This window comes from Enterobacter sp. PTB (assembly GCF_051130085.1).
GTDB lineage: Bacteria > Pseudomonadota > Gammaproteobacteria > Enterobacterales > Enterobacteriaceae > Enterobacter > Enterobacter ludwigii.
Genome location: NZ_JBDKEE010000031.1, coordinates 1 through 16,421 on the forward strand (window position 1 = coordinate 1; position 16,421 = coordinate 16,421).

General features: G+C 54.6%; 20 protein-coding genes. 9 read left to right on the forward strand and 11 right to left on the reverse strand.

Going from position 1 to position 16,421, the window contains the following annotated elements:
- From AAIR21_RS24015 to AAIR21_RS24040, 6 genes are all read left to right on the forward strand, one after another.
- Positions 1 to 201 (forward strand): hypothetical protein (locus AAIR21_RS24015; RefSeq protein WP_434682406.1); only part of this gene is annotated, 201 nt, incomplete at its 5' end.
- Positions 198 to 455: a hypothetical protein gene (locus AAIR21_RS24020; protein WP_047356116.1), complete on the forward strand. Its 258-nt coding sequence runs from the start codon at positions 198 to 200 to the stop codon at positions 453 to 455. The genes AAIR21_RS24015 and AAIR21_RS24020, both read left to right, overlap by 4 nt.
- Positions 452 to 628: a hypothetical protein gene (locus AAIR21_RS24025; RefSeq protein ID WP_155404615.1), complete on the forward strand. Its 177-nt coding sequence runs from the start codon at positions 452 to 454 to the stop codon at positions 626 to 628. The genes AAIR21_RS24020 and AAIR21_RS24025 overlap by 4 nt, the downstream gene beginning before the upstream one ends.
- A complete protein-coding gene (locus AAIR21_RS24030) occupies positions 625 to 1,014 on the forward strand; it encodes a hypothetical protein (RefSeq protein ID WP_422701751.1) in 390 nt (129 codons plus the stop codon). The genes AAIR21_RS24025 and AAIR21_RS24030 overlap by 4 nt, the downstream gene beginning before the upstream one ends.
- A gap of 41 nt (positions 1,015 to 1,055) precedes the next feature.
- The gene (locus AAIR21_RS24035; protein WP_422701755.1) at positions 1,056 to 1,178 is read left to right on the forward strand and encodes a hypothetical protein; all 123 of its coding nucleotides are present in this window, start codon (positions 1,056 to 1,058) and stop codon (positions 1,176 to 1,178) included.
- Between the two features lie 7 nt (positions 1,179 to 1,185).
- Positions 1,186 to 1,440 carry a pyocin activator PrtN family protein gene (locus AAIR21_RS24040; protein WP_422701752.1) on the forward strand — a complete coding sequence of 85 codons (255 nt, stop codon included), beginning with the start codon at positions 1,186 to 1,188 and terminating at the stop codon, positions 1,438 to 1,440.
- Between the two features lie 221 nt (positions 1,441 to 1,661).
- Here the strand turns inward: AAIR21_RS24040 and traF are convergent, their stop codons facing one another.
- Both traF and AAIR21_RS24050 read right to left on the reverse strand, forming a co-directional pair.
- Complete coding sequence (gene traF, locus AAIR21_RS24045) at positions 1,662 to 2,927, reverse strand: conjugal transfer protein TraF (protein ID WP_194373075.1); 1,266 nt, start codon at positions 2,925 to 2,927, stop codon at positions 1,662 to 1,664.
- A 215-nt stretch (positions 2,928 to 3,142) separates the two neighbouring features.
- Positions 3,143 to 3,631: a cupin domain-containing protein gene (locus AAIR21_RS24050; protein WP_032679386.1), complete on the reverse strand. Its 489-nt coding sequence runs from the start codon at positions 3,629 to 3,631 to the stop codon at positions 3,143 to 3,145.
- 115 nt (positions 3,632 to 3,746) lie between these two features.
- On the opposite strand from AAIR21_RS24050, the gene zur reads away from it, so the two are divergent.
- Positions 3,747 to 4,259: a zinc uptake transcriptional repressor Zur gene (gene zur / locus AAIR21_RS24055; RefSeq protein WP_014168206.1), complete on the forward strand. Its 513-nt coding sequence runs from the start codon at positions 3,747 to 3,749 to the stop codon at positions 4,257 to 4,259.
- A 48-nt stretch (positions 4,260 to 4,307) separates the two neighbouring features.
- On the opposite strand, the gene AAIR21_RS24060 is transcribed toward zur, so the two are convergent.
- The 4 genes from AAIR21_RS24060 to AAIR21_RS24075 all read right to left on the reverse strand — a co-directional run bounded on the left by AAIR21_RS24060 (position 4,308) and on the right by AAIR21_RS24075 (position 7,123).
- The gene (locus AAIR21_RS24060) at positions 4,308 to 4,517 is read right to left on the reverse strand and encodes a CsbD family protein (RefSeq protein WP_014168205.1); all 210 of its coding nucleotides are present in this window, start codon (positions 4,515 to 4,517) and stop codon (positions 4,308 to 4,310) included.
- Between the two features lie 119 nt (positions 4,518 to 4,636).
- Positions 4,637 to 5,974 (reverse strand): MATE family efflux transporter DinF, encoded by a 1,338-nt coding sequence (gene dinF / locus AAIR21_RS24065; RefSeq protein ID WP_126488538.1) that lies wholly within the window; start codon positions 5,972 to 5,974, stop codon positions 4,637 to 4,639.
- Positions 5,975 to 6,037: 63 nt separating this feature from the next.
- Positions 6,038 to 6,646 (reverse strand): transcriptional repressor LexA, encoded by a 609-nt coding sequence (gene lexA, locus AAIR21_RS24070; RefSeq protein WP_014168203.1) that lies wholly within the window; start codon positions 6,644 to 6,646, stop codon positions 6,038 to 6,040.
- Between the two features lie 108 nt (positions 6,647 to 6,754).
- The gene (locus AAIR21_RS24075) at positions 6,755 to 7,123 is read right to left on the reverse strand and encodes a diacylglycerol kinase (protein ID WP_014168202.1); all 369 of its coding nucleotides are present in this window, start codon (positions 7,121 to 7,123) and stop codon (positions 6,755 to 6,757) included.
- A gap of 154 nt (positions 7,124 to 7,277) precedes the next feature.
- On the opposite strand from AAIR21_RS24075, the gene plsB reads away from it, so the two are divergent.
- Positions 7,278 to 9,698 carry a glycerol-3-phosphate 1-O-acyltransferase PlsB gene (gene plsB / locus AAIR21_RS24080; RefSeq protein WP_020882845.1) on the forward strand — a complete coding sequence of 807 codons (2,421 nt, stop codon included), beginning with the start codon at positions 7,278 to 7,280 and terminating at the stop codon, positions 9,696 to 9,698.
- 64 nt (positions 9,699 to 9,762) lie between these two features.
- Here plsB and ubiA read toward each other — a convergent pair whose 3' ends face one another.
- The 5 genes from ubiA to malK form a co-directional block, all read right to left on the reverse strand.
- Entirely contained in the window at positions 9,763 to 10,632 is an 870-nt protein-coding gene (ubiA, locus tag AAIR21_RS24085) for a 4-hydroxybenzoate octaprenyltransferase (RefSeq protein ID WP_025206398.1), read from the reverse strand.
- Positions 10,633 to 10,644: 12 nt separating this feature from the next.
- Complete coding sequence (gene ubiC, locus AAIR21_RS24090) at positions 10,645 to 11,142, reverse strand: chorismate lyase (RefSeq protein WP_014168199.1); 498 nt, start codon at positions 11,140 to 11,142, stop codon at positions 10,645 to 10,647.
- Positions 11,143 to 11,322: 180 nt separating this feature from the next.
- Positions 11,323 to 12,276 (reverse strand): maltose operon protein MalM, encoded by a 954-nt coding sequence (gene malM, locus AAIR21_RS24095; protein ID WP_032681924.1) that lies wholly within the window; start codon positions 12,274 to 12,276, stop codon positions 11,323 to 11,325.
- A 114-nt stretch (positions 12,277 to 12,390) separates the two neighbouring features.
- Positions 12,391 to 13,701, reverse strand: coding sequence for a maltoporin (locus AAIR21_RS24100; protein ID WP_020882848.1), 1,311 nt, complete (start codon positions 13,699 to 13,701; stop codon positions 12,391 to 12,393).
- 42 nt (positions 13,702 to 13,743) lie between these two features.
- Positions 13,744 to 14,853, reverse strand: coding sequence for a maltose/maltodextrin ABC transporter ATP-binding protein MalK (gene malK, locus AAIR21_RS24105; RefSeq protein ID WP_014168196.1), 1,110 nt, complete (start codon positions 14,851 to 14,853; stop codon positions 13,744 to 13,746).
- Positions 14,854 to 15,225: 372 nt separating this feature from the next.
- Here malK and malE point away from each other — a divergent pair, with 372 nt between their 5' ends.
- The gene (gene malE, locus AAIR21_RS24110; RefSeq protein ID WP_020882849.1) at positions 15,226 to 16,416 is read left to right on the forward strand and encodes a maltose/maltodextrin ABC transporter substrate-binding protein MalE; all 1,191 of its coding nucleotides are present in this window, start codon (positions 15,226 to 15,228) and stop codon (positions 16,414 to 16,416) included.
- The last annotated feature ends 5 nt before the right edge of the window (positions 16,417 to 16,421 follow it).

Sequence of the window (16,421 nt, forward strand, 5' to 3'; positions counted from 1 at the left end):
GGCGCGGTGGCAACAGTAACGATCACCAGCACCATCCTTGAGCGCAGCAAACATAACCGCGTGGTCGACACCGTTCTGTTTCTGACGCCGGAAGTTATCAGTGAGTACCGGGGATGCATTTTTATGAAGACCGTTATTTCCGGCAAGACAAAGCACGTACTGAGCGCCTACAAAACAGCGCAGCGGGAGGAGAAGCGATGAGCACCGAAAAATGTCGTGTTGAAGGCAACAAAATTGTGACCCGCTGCGGGCTGCTGTTGCGCTCTCTTGAATATGGCAATCCTACGCCGCGCAGTAAAGGCTTGTTTATTCCCATGCGGGTCAATACTGAAACCGGCGACCCAGGAACCGATCTCGCACAGATGCACTCTGGGGCGTTTGTTGGTGGTGGCGTTGTACTGAATTTCTGCCCATTCTGCGGCGAGAGCCTGAATACATGGGAGGAAACGCTATGAGCCGTCGTTTCTGGTTTGCATTTCTCATGGTGTGTGGCGCAGGTGTCTTTACCTTTTTCGCCAGCGGCATGCAGTGGGGTACTGCTAACTGTGGTTTTTTAGCAGGACTGACTCTGTCTCTCGCGCTGTCCCTTGGATTTGCAGCTGCTCATGATGAAGGGGTGGCCAAATGAACACAGTAGCGCCGGTAGCAATACCGGCCTATACGGTAGAACCCCGCATGAGTCTCTCGGGCTCAGTCTACTATCGCCACTACCGGATCACCACCCACGCCATAGAGCGTTACATCGAGCGCATTGGTGGTGATGCGGGGAACCTGATTGCCGATCTGGGCAGCGCGGGTTTGTTCGATATCAACCGCAAGGGGTTATCGCGAAAAGTCTGTGCCTGTGTTGCCAAATGTGGTCGTGAAGGCGGATGGGCGCTGACGAATGGTAAGGCGGTCTTCCTCGTTAAGCCATCAGTACACCGTCAGGCCATCGTGACTACCATACCAATGGAAGAACACCCGCAGTCTGACGGTAAAGCTGCCAACAGAAAAACCAGAGTTCAGGGGTAGTGATGAAAAGAACACCAGTGCAGTTATCTTTCGAGAAATTTATGCGTCAGCAATACGGCGACCGCTACGATCTGACGATAGACGACTACGGGTATTATGCCCGTGAAGTGGTAAAACGCATGTTTGAAGTCTGGCGCCACTGTCATGGCCTGAGCGTGGTGTGAGGTGTTTATGAATACAATGTTCTTGTTAATGGCTGAGTTCGAGACTTCTGACATTCCTCTGGAGAAGATTGCAGAGAAATACCTCGGAATCTCAACCGAGCTCGCCAACAAGCGGGCCAACGCCGGTAAGCTGCCCATCCCAAGCTTTCGGGCGGCAGACTCTAACAAAGCCCCACGCCTGGTGCATGTGAAGGATTTGGCAGATTATCTTGATCAGCGTAGGGCGGCAGCAAGGAAGGAGCTCAAACAGGTGAATTCGTAAGTTGGTGCGAGGGGTTAGGTCACCAATAGCACCCCACAAAAACATATGTCATTGATTGTAATGATATATCAATCCCATCGAGCATCGGCGCAATGGAGAAACGGTGTGCAGGGAAAGCAGTCTGTAATTCTGACGACATGGCGAAGTTTTAAGCATCTGGTGAAAAGGGGGCGCTACTATAGCACAAAGAAAAGCCGGAGGCGCAGCGCCTCCGGTGCACTTTAGAAGGTCATGCTCAGCTGGGCGCCTGCGCCCCAGGTCTCGTCTTCACCGTACAGGCCCATCAGGTCGACATGGACCGTGTTAAACGGTGCAAAACCGACACCGCCAGTAAAGACATTGCTGTCGTTACCTTTCATGTCAGCACGGAAACCCGCACGCACCGCCAGCCAGTTCAGCGGCGTCACTTCGGCGCCTATGCCAACATACTGAGAAGTGTCTTCGCTTTTGAAGCCTTTGGTTTCCGTCAGATCGCCATCGGCGGTTAACGTCACCAGATCGTTATGCCAGGCGGCACCCGCGGTAACCAGAGGGCGGATCTGGTAGGTATCTTTATAGCTCACCACCTCCCCCGTGCGCCCGTTACGGATGCGAATGTCTTTGGTGTCGATATCGCGTGACATCAGGTTTTGCCCGCTCACGCCGACCGTCCAGTGCTCACCAAAATCGGCCGCGATACCGGCATCAACGTTAAAGCCGGTGTCGTCAGTACGGTAGCGACTGTCGTTCCACTTGTTGCTGTCATAATCGTAAATGGAGGTGGTGTAGTTATAAACCCAGGTCTTTTGCAGTTTTGGAGTCACGCCAACAGACACCGGAACACCGCCAAGCTCGAACTGACGCGCCACCGCGATACCATAGTCGGAGACAATTGCCGCCCGGCCAGACGCCGTTGAGTTGAGGTTTTTCGTGATTTGATCGGTGCCGTTCAGCGCAGCGTCCAGTGCAACGCCGGCAGCCACCGCATCGCTGCGTTGAATACCGCGCAGGTAATCAATATCTTGCTGATCAATAGAAGAACTGACGCGTCCGTGGGCATAGCCTTTAGCCATAAAGGCCACGGAAAGGACATCGTTAGGAATACTGACGGCTATCCCCGCACCCGCCGTGGCGCGTGCCGTTTTGCCCTTGAGATAATCCAGCTCATCGGCGAGATCTTTCGCCGCGCCCTGGAACTGGTTGATGGAACCTAACGGGTTGGTAATGATCTCAATCGGTGTAAGGTTATCAACCACGTCTTTGTAATGGTTGATTTTATCGTTGATGGTATCAATCTCATCCTGAAGATTGTCTTCATCGGTCACCTGCACGCCAGCGGATGGTAAAATGACCGTCACATCGTCGTCCGGTTTCGCCTTCGCCAGTAGCGCAGGGTTGATTAACGCCCCGCTGCCATAGTTTCCGGCCGCGACACCCGTGCCCCCCATGGCGTCGCTACGTGATTCTGTCCAGGTATTGGCTGCTCCCGCCTGATTTGCCATAAACATGGAGACAGCGATGCTAACCACCGAAAATTTAAAATGTTTTTTCACAGTATGCTCGTCTTATAGTCTGTTATTAAATAACCCCTGTCTGTTATCTCCCAAACAGGAACGAACTATTGCTGTGAATAAGTGCAAAAAGACCCGCTATTTCCTTAAGTTAAATTCCCGCCAGGCCTGTAGTTATTTGTGACGGCCCTCAATATTTATAGAAGAGGAAATTATTTTTTCCCAGGTTTTCCATCGTGCGGTCCGAAAAACTGAGGAGGGTGGTCTACCCAGCGATCGTCGCGCGTGGCGGCGTACTCCGGATTAAGCGGGTAATAGATACGGTTATGCTTCTTGTTGGCCTCACCCACCACCAGGAGCCGTACCTCTTCGTCGGTGTTGTTGATGAAGGTATGACAGACCCCGGTTCCGGCGGGAAAGCCCACGCTGTCGCCAGGTTCAAGTTTCCATAAATATCCGTTAATCCAGGCTTCAGGGTAGCCTTCAAGCACGTAGATAAACTCTTCTTCGTCGCTTTCAGCATGAGGATAAGAGGTCCGTCGGCCTGGCGGTAAGCGCTCATGGTGTATACCAATGCGTCCAAGGCCGAGCTTACGCGCCAGCGGTGCGCCAATGGAAAAACGTTCACTACTGTCGGGATAGGTTGAGTCATCTGCGCCTTCTACGTCGCGCCAGTGTCGAATACAGTCAGGTCTTTTCATCGTTTATTCCCCGGATTGCGTTGCGTCAGGTATAGCACAGCCTGGCGGATCTCGGTGTTTTTAGCAGAACATGATAAAGTGGGGGTTTTCCAGCCTATAACATCCGGGGTGCTAAATGGATAAGTCCACAAAAGAGCTGTTAGCGCAGGCAGAAAAGCTGTGCGTGCAACGCAATGTGCGCCTGACTCCGCAGCGCCTTGAAGTATTACGTTTGATGAGTCTGCAGCAGGGCGCGATCAGCGCGTACGATCTGCTTGATCTGCTGCGCGAAAGCGAGCCACAGGCTAAACCGCCAACGGTGTACCGCGCGCTGGATTTCCTGCTGGAACAGGGCTTTGTGCATAAAGTTGAATCGACAAACAGCTATGTGCTGTGCCATCTGTTCGATCAGCCAACCCATACGTCGGCCATGTTTATCTGCGATCGCTGCGGCAGCGTGAAGGAAGAAGGTGCGGAAGGCGTTGAAGATATTATGCATACGCTGGCAGCCAAAATGGGCTTTGCGTTGCGTCATAACGTGATTGAAGCGCACGGCCTGTGCTCAGCCTGCGTAGAGGTAGAAGCCTGTCGACACCAGGATGAGTGCCAGCACGACCATTCGGTACTGGTGAAGAAAAAGCCGCGTTAACGGCAAAAGAAAAGGCGGCCCGAAGCCGCCCTCAGGGGGAGTAAAGGATTACCAGCGATAATCGTTACGGGTTTCCCAGTCTTTCACTTCGTTTTCAGCACGATCTTTCTCGTAGCCGTAACGTTCCTGAATTTTACCCACCAGCTGATCGCGTTTACCTTCGATGATGGTCATATCATCATCCGTCAGCTTACCCCACTGTTCTTTCGCTTTACCTTTGAACTGCTTCCAGTTGCCGCCGATTTCGTCTTTATTCATAATCGTGTCCTCGTGTTAAGCGTCTGTAAGTTTCGTCCGCTTCGTTCTTTTCTGCTGGACGTGATTATTATTGTAGTTAAGGATTCGGCAGTTGTTTTTATATTCGGAATCTTTAACCGTCACGATATATCGTGGCGGGAAGGCAGCCAGGTGTTATTTCGCCAGTGACGATGCCAGATAAAGGCCAGCGACAGGCCACGTAACGCGAGGAAAACCGCCAGAGCCAGCCACAAACCGTGGTTGCCCAGACACGGCAGCGTCAGCAACGTCAGACCAAATCCCGCCGCAGCGACCGCCATGCTATTGCGCATCTCCGCACCTCGCGTCGCGCCAATAAACATGCCGTCCAGCAGATAACACCACACACCCACCACCGGTAAGATTGCCTGCCAGAAGAGATAGTGACTCGCCAGTTCGCGCAGCGATGGGAGGGAGGTGAGTAAAGCAACGATCTGTTCACCCAGACAGGCGTAAATGAGTGCAAACGCCAGCGCCACAAGGCCTGACTGACGACAGGCGGCCCGCCACACCTCGCGGAGCTGGCCGCTTTCGCGTGCGCCATACGCTTGCCCGGAATGGGCTTCAACGGCATAGGCAAAGCCATCCAGCGCATACGCGGTGAAGGTGAGCAGCGTCATCAGGACCGCATTAACCGCGACGATCTCCGGCCCAAGTCGCGCCCCAAAGACCGTCAGCGCGCCAAAGCAGAGCTGAAGCAGTAACGAGCGCAGCATAATGTCGCGGTTGAGCGCCAGCAGCGTGCGGATATTGCCGCGCCACGCGGTTTTGAGCATCGCAAGCGAGATACCGCGCAGGGCCAGCACGCGCCAGACCATCCACAGGCCGATGAAAAAGGTACCGTATTCTGCAATTGCCGTCGCCAGCGCGGCGCCCTGCACGTTCATATGCAGACCCATCACCAGCCAGACATCAAGCACGATGTTGAGAAGATTGCCTGCCACCAGCAGAATGACTGGCGCACGGGCATACTGCACGCCGAGTAACCAGCCAAGCAGAACCAGGTTCGCCAGTGATGCAGGCGCGCTGAGCCAGCGAATTTCAAGGAAGCGCCGCGCCTGCTCAAGTACCGCCTCGCTACCGCCAACGACATGCAGCGCCAGATCAATCAGTGGCGTGCGCAACACCACGATCAGCGCACCCGCGCCCAGGGCAAGGATCAAGGGTTGTACCAGCGCTCGCGCCAGACGCAACGGATCTTTTGCGCCGTACGCCTGAGCCGTAAGCCCGGTGGTACTCATACGCAAAAAGAGCAGCAGCATAAAAAGGAAGCTGGTTGCCGTCGCGCCGATCGCGACGCCGCCCAGATAAACGGGGGAATCCAGATGACCAATAACAGCCGTGTCTACCAGTCCCAGCAGAGGGACGGTGATATTGGAAAAAATCATTGGCAGTGCAAGACGCCACAATGCCTTATCTGATGTCGTCAGCAGTGACATGAAAAATACCGGCAGTGGAGATTGAATCAGGCTACGGCAGGTCCGTAGCCTGTTATGACATGATTACAGCCATTCACCGTTGCGGATAACCCCAACAGCCAGCCCTTCAATAGAGAAGTTATGTTCGCGGAGATCCACCACAATCGGGGAGAACTCGTTGTTTTCAGGCAGTAACTGGACGGTGTTACCCTGCTTTTTCAGACGCTTAACGGTAACTTCATCGTCAATACGCGCGACCACAACTTGCCCGTTGCGCACGTCCTGGGTTTTATGAACTGCGAGCAGATCGCCGTCCAGAATACCGATATCTTTCATCGACATGCCGCTGACGCGCAGCAGGAAATCTGCGCTCGGTTTAAACATGCCCGGGTCAACCTGGTAGTGACCTTCAATATGCTGTTGTGCCAGCAAAGGTTCACCTGCCGCGACACGGCCCACCAGCGGAATGCCTGTCTCTTCTTCCACCAGCAGACGGATGCCACGCGAAGCGCCCGATACAATCTCAATGACGCCTTTACGCGCCAGCGCTTTCAGGTGTTCTTCGGCAGCATTCGGAGAACGGAAACCCAGACGCTGAGCGATCTCCGCACGCGTGGGTGGCATACCCGTCTGGCCGATATGATCCCGGATGAGATCAAACACCTCTTGCTGCCTGGTCGTTAACGCTTTCATTCCGCCCCCTGGGTGTATATACAGTTATGCTGTGAGTATATACAGTCAAAGGCGATTTTGGAACCAAAAACTGCACAAAAAACCAGGGACTTAATTATTTCTCGAGGCTTATCGGAAATGTGACCAAAGCAGCGTGACCCAGGTGATGACCGCAGTGATAATCGCCAGCAATACGGCAGCAGACCCCATGTCTTTCGCCCGGCCGGAGAGCTCATGGAAATCAGAGCCGATACGGTCCACCACGGCCTCAATAGCGCTATTGAGAATTTCCACTATCATCACCAACAGCACGGAGCCGATCAACAAAACGCGGGTAATCGCATCAACATCAAGGAAACAGGCGATAATCACCGCGATGATAGCGGCGACGCCCTCCTGGCGAAACGCGGCTTCATTGACCCACGCTGCACGGAAACCTTTCCATGAATAGCCGGCGGCTTTGATGATTCGGGTTAACCCAGTGGTATTATTGGCCATTAAAAGAACCTTTTAATTAAAATAGCGTCAGTAACAGTAGGCGCAGCGTGTTTCGCTGCTGCCTGAAGTATGACGGGTAACAACAGAAATTTTGCGCGCTTTCTGTTATCCTTGCGCCGCAATTGCATTATTAACCAGAGGCTTTACATCGTTTATGTCCGGCTGGCCACGAATTTACTACAAATTACTTAATTTACCATTAAGCGTCCTGGTAAAAAGCAAGTCTATCCCAGCGGAACCCGCGCTGGAATTGGGGCTCGATACGTCACGCCCAATTATGTACGTTTTGCCTTATAACTCGAAGGCAGACCTACTGACGCTTCGCGCCCAGTGTCTGGCGCATGATTTACCTGACCCGCTTGAACCCCTCGAAGTCGACGGCACTCTGCTGCCGCGCTATGTGTTCATTCACGGCGGGCCGCGCGTGTTTACCTATTACACGCCAAAGGAAGAGTCCATCAAGCTTTTCCACGACTATCTCGACCTGCACCGCAGCAATCCGGGTCTGGATGTGCAGATGGTGCCGGTATCGGTGATGTTTGGTCGTCGCCCGGGCAGAGAGAAAGGTGAAGAGAACCCACCGCTGCGCATGCTTAACGGCATTCAGAAATTCTTCGCGGTCTCCTGGCTGGGACGTGACAGCTTCGTGCGTTTCTCCCCGTCCGTTTCGCTGCGCCGTATGGCGGACGAACACGGCACCGACAAGATTATCGCGCAGAAACTGGCGCGCGTGGCGCGTATGCACTTCGCCCGTCAGCGTCTGGCTGCCGTCGGCCCGCGTCTTCCTGCACGTCAGGACCTCTTCAACAAGCTGCTGGCCTCCAAAGCGATTGCCAGGGCCGTTGAAGACGAAGCGCGCAGCAAAAAGATTTCCCATGAGAAAGCACAGCAGAACGCTATTGCGCTGATGGAAGAGATTGCCGCGAACTTCTCTTACGAGATGATTCGTCTTTCCGATCGTATCCTGGGCTTTACGTGGAACCGCCTCTATCAGGGCATCAACGTTCATAACGCCGAGCGCGTACGCCAGCTGGCCCATGATGGCCATGAGATTGTCTATGTCCCCTGCCACCGCAGCCACATGGACTATCTGCTCCTCTCCTATGTGCTCTATCACCAGGGTCTGGTACCGCCGCACATCGCTGCCGGCATTAACCTGAACTTCTGGCCAGCCGGCCCGATTTTCCGTCGCCTGGGGGCGTTCTTTATCCGTCGTACCTTTAAGGGCAACAAGCTCTACTCCACCGTATTCCGTGAATATCTTGGCGAGCTGTTCAGCCGCGGTTATTCCGTTGAATACTTCGTGGAAGGGGGTCGCTCCCGTACCGGTCGTCTGCTCGATCCTAAAACCGGCACGCTGTCGATGACCATTCAGGCGATGCTGCGCGGGGGAACCCGCCCGATCACGCTGGTACCCATCTACATTGGCTACGAGCACGTGATGGAAGTGGGCACCTACGCCAAAGAGCTGCGCGGTGCGACCAAAGAGAAAGAGAGCCTGCCGCAGATGCTGCGCGGCTTGAGCAAGTTACGCAACCTTGGCCAGGGCTACGTCAACTTTGGCGAGCCGATGCCGCTGATGACCTACCTGAACAACCATGTTCCGGAGTGGCGCGAGTCTATCGATCCTATCGAAGCAATACGCCCGGCCTGGCTGACGCCTACGGTCAACAGCATCGCCTCTGAACTGATGGTGCGCATTAACAACGCCGGTGCGGCAAACGCCATGAACCTGTGCTGTACGGCACTTCTGGCCTCTCGTCAGCGTTCACTGACCCGTGAACAGCTTACGGAGCAGCTGGATTGCTATCTGGATATGATGCGCAACGTGCCGTACTCGGTGGATTCGACCGTACCGGTAAGCACGGCAAGCGAGCTTATCGAGCATGCCCTGCAGATGAACAAGTTTGAAGTCGAAAAGGACACCATCGGCGACATCATCATTCTCCCGCGCGAGCAGGCGGTGCTGATGACTTACTATCGTAACAACATCGCGCATATGCTGATGCTGCCCTCGCTCATGGCGGCCATCATCACCCAGCATCGTCGCATCTCGCGTCAGGAGCTGTTGCGTCATGTTGAAACGCTCTATCCAATGCTGAAAGCGGAGCTGTTCCTGCGCTGGGACAAGGACGAACTGGCGACTGAGCTGGATAAACTGACCGAAGAGCTGCGTCGTCAGGGGCTGATTACCGTCACGAACGACGAGCTGCATATCAATCCGTCACGGTCCCGTACCCTGCAACTGCTGGCGGCGGGCGCGCGTGAAACGCTGCAGCGCTACGCTATCACCTTCTGGTTGCTGAGCGCGAATCCGTCCATTAACCGCGGTACGCTCGAGAAAGAGAGCCGGACGCTGGCACAGCGCCTGTCTGTTCTGCACGGGATTAACGCCCCGGAATTCTTCGACAAAGCGGTCTTCAGCTCTCTGGTGCTGACGTTGCGTGATGAAGGGTTTATCAGTGATACGGGCGATGCCGAGCCGGAAGAGACGCTGAAGGTGTACCAGATGCTGGCCGAACTGATCACGTCTGATGTGCGTTTAACGATTGAAAGTGCGACGCAAGGCGAGTGAAGCGTGCAGCGGTCTGATGACCTGCGATGAAAACAAAAACGGCAGCCTTCTGGCTGCCGTTTTTTTACGAAAAGTAGCTCATCGCCAGCCCTAAAAACAGCACCAGACCGACATAGTTGTTATTCATAAACGCCTTGAAGCAAGCTTCACGCTCACGTTTCGCAATCAGCTTCTGCTGGTAGACAAACAGCATTCCCGCCACCAGCACGGCCCAGTAAAACGCCCAGTTGAGCCCGTTCAGGTAACCCATCGTCACCATTAACGCCAGCACCGCAACCTGCAGGATACCGATGATCAGCTTGTCATGACGTCCGAAGAGGATCGCCGTCGATTTAATGCCAATCTTCAGGTCATCGTCGCGGTCTACCATCGCGTATTGCGTGTCGTATGCCACGGCCCAGAGAATGTTCGCCAGGAACATCAGCCAGCAGCTTAACGGGACGGACTCACTCACCGCCGCAAACGCCATCGGGATCGACCAGCCAAACGCCGCGCCCAGCACCACCTGAGGCAGGTGGGTGTAGCGCTTCATGAACGGATAAACCCAGGCCAGAGCCAGGGCCGCAACTGAAAGCAGAATGGTCATGGTGTTCAGGGTTAACACCAGCAGGAAAGAGAGCAGCACCAGTACGATAAACAGCGTACGGGCCTCTTTCTCGGTCACTTGCCCGCTGGGCAACGGACGATGGGCCGTACGTTTTACGTGCCCGTCGAATTTACGATCCGCATAGTCATTGACCACGCAGCCCGCCGCACGCATCAGCCAGACGCCTGCAATGAACACCCCCAGGATCCACAGCGGCGGTACCCCTGGTGTTGCTACCCATAGCGCCCAAAGGGTCGGCCACAGCAGCAGCAGCGCGCCGATGGGTTTATCTGTACGCATCAAGCGGTGATAAGCCAACAGCTTATTCTGCGTCAGGCTCCACTCCATTTTTTCTTCCTCTTAGTACAACGGCGATGCCGGTAAAAAAAGCTCCGTCAGTATTAACGGCTTACCGCTCAGGCGAAGGCGGGAACGACGCCCCCACAGTTCGGCATCGCGACCAATCTCAATAAAATCCCGGGTAAGCTCGGACGACGTGAAAAGATAGCGCCCCAGCGGCGTATTCCCCAGCCGTTGTAGCGCCAGCTCTGGCCCGGAAAGGGTGGACTCGGGAACAACCGTTCGTCCGGCAAGCCATGGCTCACCGTCTGCACAGAGTAATATTTCGCGCAGCCAGTAGCGTTCTTCCTGCGGCAACAGGGGCAGCTCAGAGGCGATCTCAGCGCAAGAGACAAACCCTTCTTGAACCAGGGTCACCGTAACGGTTTTGCCCTGCTGCTCGAAACGTTTAGTCATGGAATCTTCCAGCAGCAGCCAGTCCAGTTGCTCCGGGTCAAGCGCAGGTATTTGGTCGAAATAGCGCAGCGCACGCAGTTGCGTTAGCGCGGGGTGTGACATGCCAGACTCTCCGATACATAACGTAATGGCATTGTATCGCAGAAAAGCGGATTGAGGGGGGCCAAACGTTATTTAACGATCACGATCGCAACAAGAGCGCAACAGCCCGTGTGACACCAAAAAAAGTGCGCCCACTCAGGCGCACTAAACTACTAACAAATCAGCACTGTGGGGAAACGGTTACCCCTTGCCTTTTACACTGCTGATAAAGGTGGAACGGGCAGTGGTTGAACCTAAACGTTCGGCTTCATCAAGCAGTTTCAGCGCTTTGTCGACATCGCCGCGCTTCACCGCCTGCTTAATGGCGTTATTGAAGTATTCTTCGGTGTCGTTCAGTACCGGCTCGGCTTTCTTCGCCGGAGCCGGGGCTGCGGTTGCAGCTGGAGCCGCCGCCGTAGCAACGGGTGCGGCATACACAGGCGCAGCAGTGTTCCCCACCGTGACCGGGCCTGTACCGGATGAACCAAACAGAGGGCCAACCAGTACGCTGGAAGCACTGTTTGTTGAGACTTTCAGCTTCAGCAACCCGTCGGTGACATGACGCGCTAACGGATCCGGGATATCCGGAACAGAGTTACCGGTTCCTTTGGCATAGGCTTTTGCCGGGTCGGTGAGCTTAGTGGTCTGCTGCAAATCTTTGTCCGTGGTGAAGACCAGGACATAAATCTTCTGCTGTCCCAGAGCAGGCGTCAGGCGCATTTTGCCTTCGAGGCGGTCAGCACTCATGACGCCAGGTTCCTGGTAGCCAAAATAGTCGCTCGGGAAGAAGGCAGATGGCGTCAGGTTTTGGTCCAGAATCAGTACGTTAGGCGCAAATACGCTGGTCTGCTTGCTTACTTCGCTGGTCAGCGTCAGGGTCAGCTCACCAATATTGGCCGGGACGCTGAAAGCGGCAACCGGACCGGCAATCCCCGGCACGTTAAGCTGTTGGCCTGCCGCAGAAAGTTGGGTTGACTGGGTTTTGGATTGGTCAACCGGCGTCCAGGTCAGTTGCTGGAGCGCCGCCGCCGGGATGGCAGGCGCAGCGCTGGTATTTTGTGGCACGAAATTGACATCTGCGAAGGTGATCGCCGGAACACAGGCCAGCAGCCCCGCAGAGAGGCACAGCGCGACGAGACTTTTCTTCATTTTCATTGTTATTACCTCTGATAGCGTGAGCACTGCGGTGGCCAGGCAATAGCGCGCAGCACCCTAAGGATAGAGGGGCTTACGCCCCTCTTTTTAGGTCATTACGTCAGGTCTACCGAATTACCACCAGATTTCCATCTGGGCACCGAAGGTCCACTCGTCGGAGTCGCCACGGCTGAAGGTTTTCGCGGAAGTGTCGCTATACGCTACGCCAGAGGTGTAACCTGCGCCTGAGTCGTTGTTCGCATAGCCCCATTTCTCATCCCACTTCGCGTAGGTTGCGAAGACACGGATAGCCGGGCGAGACCAGATGCTGTCGCCTGCCTGCCATTGCTGTGCCAGGGTGATTTTGTATTGGCTGTTTTTCTCGTCAGTTTTCTGAGACTTAACGTTGTCGTAGCCCACTTCAAGCAGGGTGCTCATGATTGGCGTCCATTTGAACATTGGACGAACGCCGACAGTCCACCACTCTGTACCATTGTTGTTGTCACGATCGATATTCTGGTACATACCGACGTACATCAGGTCCCAACGGTCTGCCAGGGTGATTGCACCGTGGTCCAGCACACGCCACATGGAACCGTCGTTATCAATGCTACCGCCCTGCGGAATACCTTTGCCGTTAGAGGTCATGGAGTCCGTACCGTACTGCAGCACGAACTTGTTGAAGCCTTTCAACATGCTCTGGGTGTGCTCAGCGGTGAACAGCCAGCCATCTTTAGAGGCGCCAGGCTGCAGATAGTAGTCGTCAGGAATGTTGGTGTGACCATAGTCAACACCCAGTTCCAGTGTACCACCCGGGTTGGTTTCCAGGCCGGCCAGACGGACGTCGAAGACATCGTTTGGTACTACGTTGTCATAAATACGGTCGCCGTTCGCATCACGATCGGCGAAGGTTGCAGAACCGCCGGACTCAGAAGAACGGGTCGCGGCCAAAGACAGTTTACCGAAGCCCAGATCGATGTTTTCGATACCCGCACCAGGACCAGAGATATCCCAGTAGTAGAAGTCGATCATGTGGACGTCATGACGCTGATAGAAACGCTTACCGGCCCAGATGGTGGAGCCTGGCAGCCATTCAATCAGGTTTTTACCCTGCACGTTTGCTTCACGGAAGGCCGGGCTGGTGGATTCCCAGTCATTCTGCTGAGAAACGGAATACGCAACGTTAGTGTCGAAATAGAAGCTCTTATCGCCCTCTTTCCACACTTCCTGACCCAGTTTCAGTTCGGCGTAGGTTTCACATTCGTTACCAAGACGGTATTTACTTTGTGCACCGGTTGCCTGGAAACATTGTTGTTCACCGCCACTCCCGGTCCAGCCAATGCCAGAACGAGCATAACCTTTAAAGTCCACGGCACCCGCGTGTGCAGACAAAATGCCTGCCGTCACGGCGATTGCCAGAGGAAGTTTGCGCAGAGTAATCATCATTCTATCTCCTGAGATCATTGCTTTTCTTTGTAATTGGAATGCTTAAACGCCTGGCTCTTTGTGCAACCGACGACATGCGGTGCCATCCTCACGGAACAGATGGCAACGCTCTGGCGGCAAACCGATAGCGAATGTGGCACCCTCTTCTACCAACACCACGTCATTCTGGCGGTAGACCAGGTTCTGACGGATGGCGGGGATCTGGATATGAATCTGTGTTTCGTGACCAAGTTGTTCGACGACCTGAACGTCACCTTCCAGCGTCACATCGGCGATGTGGCTCGGCAGTAAATGCTCAGGACGAATACCGAGGGACATATTGGCCCCCACCTGTACGTTGGCGCTGTCGACCGGCAGCCACACTTGCTGACGGTTTGGCAGCTCCACCTGTACCTGTTCAATGGCTGTCGCGGTCACTTTGACGGGCAGGAAGTTCATCTTTGGCGAGCCAATAAAGCCCGCAACAAAGCGGTCTGCCGGGTAGTGATAAAGCTCCAGCGGTTTACCCACCTGCGCCACGCGACCGGCGTCCAGCACCACAATTTTGTCGGCCAGCGTCATCGCTTCGACCTGATCGTGGGTGACGTAAATCATCGTGCGGCCAAGACGTTTGTGCAGACGGGAGATTTCGATACGCATCTGGACGCGCAGGGCGGCATCCAGGTTAGAAAGCGGTTCATCGAGCAGGAACACACGCGGTTCGGCGACCAGCGTACGGCCAATTGCCACACGCTGACGCTGACCACCGGAGAGGGCTTTTGGTTTACGCTCAAGCAGGTGTGCCAGCTGTAACACTTCCGCCACCTGCGTGACGCGCTGGTTAATCACCTCTTTTTTCGCGCCCGCCAGCTTCAGACCGAAGGACATGTTCTCGGCTACGGAAAGGTGGGGATAGAGTGCATAAGACTGGAAAACCATGCCGACGCCACGTTCGGCAGGCGGAATGTCATTCATTCGGGTATCACCAATCAGCAAATCGCCGCTGGTGATGGTTTCAAGACCGGCAATCATACGCAGCAGAGTTGATTTACCGCAGCCAGATGGGCCGACAAATACCACGAATTCACCTTCGTGGATGTCCAGATTGATGTCTTTCGACACCACAACGTCACCCCAGGCTTTCGTTACATTACGCAGCTGTACGCTCGCCATGCCCTTCTCCCTTCGTTACAACCTGTCACCGACAGAAACATTCAAGATAAGTTCACTATGGGGTATCCATTACTTTCGTGAATCCTCCACCCCCCGGCTTTTTTATGGGGGAGGAGGCGGGAGGATGAGAGAGCAGGCTCTGCGACCGCCGCTGGAGGGCTGAGGCGAAATTCGTGAAGCCACCTGCAAAATTCACTGTGTTTTTATGTGCGCCAGCACTCATAACTTAAATTTATGTAACGGAGATCACACAAACGGGGGGTGGGGCGTAGGGGTTGGGAGGATGGAAAGAGGATGTCAAATAAGGAGACTGAGTCACGTTGAACCACCTCAGTGTATCCACGAGCACATCACCAAAAAAGGATGGCAGATATGAAGATCAAGACTGGCGCACGCGTTTTCGCATTGTCCGCCCTTGCAGCAATGATGATTTCCGCACCGGCTCTCGCCAAAATTGAAGAAGGTAAGCTGGTTATCTGGATTAACGGCGATAAAGGCTATAACGGCCTGGCCGAAGTGGGCAAGAAATTCGAGAAAGACACCGGTATCAAAGTTACCATTGAACACCCGGACAAACTGGAAGAGAAATTCCCGCAGGTGGCTGCAACGGGTGACGGTCCGGACATCATCTTCTGGGCACATGACCGTTTCGGTGGCTACGCCCAGTCGGGTCTGCTGGCTGAAGTGACGCCGGACAAAGCTTTCCAGGACAAACTGTACCCGTTCACCTGGGATGCCGTTCGCTATAACGGCAAGATCATCGCTTACCCAATCGCGGTAGAAGCACTGTCTCTGATTTACAACAAAGACCTGGTACCCAACCCACCGAAAACCTGGGAAGAGATCCCGAAACTGGATAAAGAGCTGAAGGCGAAAGGTAAGAGCGCGCTGATGTTCAACCTGCAGGAACCGTACTTCACCTGGCCGCTGATTGCTGCCGACGGCGGTTACGCGTTCAAATTTGAAAACGGCAAATATGACGTGAAAGACGTGGGCGTGGACAACGCTGGCGCGAAAGCAGGCCTGACCTTCCTGGTTGACCTCATTAAGAACAAACACATGAACGCGGATACCGACTACTCCATCGCAGAAGCGGCGTTCAACAAAGGCGAAACCGCGATGACCATCAACGGTCCGTGGGCCTGGACCAACATCGACAAGAGCAAAATCAACTACGGCGTAACCCTGCTGCCAACCTTTAAAGGCAAGCCGTCTAAACCGTTTGTTGGCGTGCTGAGCGCAGGTATTAACGCTGCCAGCCCGAACAAAGAGCTGGCGAAAGAGTTCCTGGAAAACTACCTGCTGACCGATCAGGGTCTGGATGAAGTGAACAAGGACAAACCGCTGGGCGCGGTTGCGCTGAAATCCTTCCAGGATCAGCTGGCGAAAGACCCACGTATCGCGGCAACCATGGATAACGCCCAGAAAGGCGAAATCATGCCGAACATCCCACAAATGGCAGCGTTCTGGTACGCCACCCGTACCGCCGTCATCAACGCAGCAAGCGGTCGTCAGACGGTTGATGCTGCGCTGAAAGATGCTCAGGGTCGTATCACGAAGTAAGGCTT